This is a genomic window from Halorhodospira neutriphila (assembly GCF_016584055.1).
GTDB classification, from domain to species: domain Bacteria; phylum Pseudomonadota; class Gammaproteobacteria; order Nitrococcales; family Halorhodospiraceae; genus Halorhodospira; species Halorhodospira neutriphila.
In genome coordinates this window covers 1-1,982 of record NZ_NRSH01000213.1, presented here as the reverse complement: position 1 = coordinate 1,982, position 1,982 = coordinate 1, and the positions used below count along the sequence as shown (strand labels likewise).

General features: G+C 76.2%; 1 protein-coding gene and 1 pseudogene. Both read right to left on the bottom strand.

Annotated elements, in window-relative coordinates; all coding sequences use genetic code 11:
- Nucleotides 1–363, bottom strand: a pseudogene (locus tag CKO13_RS11875) (efflux RND transporter periplasmic adaptor subunit); the annotation flags it as partial.
- Between the two features lie 13 nt (nucleotides 364–376).
- Nucleotides 377–1,982 (bottom strand): ABC transporter permease (locus tag CKO13_RS11870; RefSeq protein ID WP_200261300.1); only part of this gene is annotated, 1,606 nt, incomplete at its 5' end.

Genomic DNA, 1,982 nt, shown 5'->3' with positions numbered 1-1,982 from the left:
CTCCCGGGCGCTGCGCAGGGCCGCCTCAGCGGCGCGCAGCCGCGCCTCGGCCTGCTCCCGGGCGCGGCGGTCGAGCACCGGCGAGGCCGCCGGGTCGAGGACGGCGAGCACCTCCCCGGCCGCCACCCGGTCGCCGGGCTCCGGGCGGATGCGCCGGGCCCGGGCGGCCACCGGCGCGGAGAGGACGTAGCGGTCGGCCACGCGGGTGCGCCCCTCCTCCTCCAGGGTCACCGCCAGCGGGCCGCGGGAGACCGACTCCGTCTCCACCCACACCGGCGCCGGGCGCAGGGCCAGCGCCACCAGGGCGCTCCCCGCCAGCGCTGCCGCCGCGTAGGCGGCGATCCGTCTCCAGCTCACTTCCATAGGCGTACGCGCCCTACTCCCGTGACTTCAGCGCCTCGACGAGGTCCAGCCGGTCCAGCCGGCGGCGCACCACGTAGGCGGAGACCGCCCCGACCCCGGCGACCACCGCCGCGGCCAGGGCCATCCCCGCCGGGGAGACGATCAGCGGGATGCGGTAGAGCTCCGACTCGGCGGCCCGGACGATCACCGCGAAGAGGGCGTGGCCGACGAGCATGCCGGGCGGCAGGGCCGCGGCGATGAGCAGCGCCTGCTCGCCGAGCAGGATGTAGGCGATCTCGCCGCGGGTGAAGCCGAGCACCCGCAGGCTGGCCAGCTCCCGGGAGCGCTCGGACAGGGCGATGCGGGCGTTATTGTAGACGACGCCGAAGGCGATGGCGGCGGCGAGCACCGTCGTCATCAGCGCCGTGACCCGCTGCGACTCGGCGATATTGTCGCGGAAGCTGGCCATGGCGGCGCCGCTCTCGGTGGCGCCGGCCACCCGCGGGCGGCGGTCGAGCTCGGCGAGCACCGCCTCGCGCCGGCCGTCGGCGACCGCCAGCCACGCCCCCGAGATCGCGTCCCCCTCGCCGGCGAGGCGGTTGAGCGTCTCCAGCGCCATGTAGGCCGAGACCCCCAGGTACTCGGCGATGACGCCGCTGACCGGCACGCGCACCGTCTCGCGGCGGCCCTCGAGCAGGCGGATCTCGAGGGGATCGCCGGGGGCGACGCCGAGCCGCTCGGCGAGGTAGGCGGTGAGCAGCACGCCCTGCTCCGGCACCGCCACCTCGCGGAGCCCGGTGTCGAGCAGCCGCCGCAGGCTCGTCCCCGGCGCCAGCCCGAGCACCGCCAGGCGGTGGCGCCGGTGCCCGGCGATGAGCTCGGCGGCCACCCGCCGGTACGGCTCGGCGGCGTCCACCCCCGGCAGCCGCGCCAGCTCGTGGAGGGCGGCGCGCGAGGTCGGCTCGTAGAAGGAGACGCTGACGCTGTCGCGCTGGATCAGGTTGAACTGCACGCCGATGAGGGTATCGATGGCGCCCCGCTGGTAGGGGCCGATGAGGAGGATACCCACGGCGCAGGCGAGGCCGGTGACGCTGAGCAGCGTGCGCAGCGGCCGGCGCTCCAGCGAGCGCAGGATGATCCGCGTCGGCTGGCCGAGCCAGCGCTGCAGGCCGAGCCGCTCGACCAGGGTCGCCCGGAAGCTCGGCGGCGCCGCCGGGCGCATGGCCTGCGCCGGCGGCAGGCGCGCGGCGCGCAGCACGGCGCCGAGGGTCGCGGCCAGGGCGACCGCCGCGGTGATGCCGCCGGCGACGGCGACGACCCGCCCCGGCAGGCGGTAGTCCAGGAAGGGGAAGCGGTAGAAGGCGGCGTAGACCTCCGAGATCAGCGCGCCGAGCCCGTAGCCGACGGCCACCCCGAGCACCACCCCCAGGGCGGCGATGAGCAGCACCAGCGCCGCGTAGTGGGCGGCGATGGCCGCCCGCGAGTAGCCGAAGGCCTTGAGGGTGCCGATGGCCTGGCGCTGGGTGGCGATGAGCCGGGTGAGGACGAGGTTGAGCAGGAAGGCGGCCACGCCGAAGAAGATCGTCGGGATCAGCACGGCGAGGTTGGCGAGCTGCCCGAGCTCCTCGGCGAGCATGTTG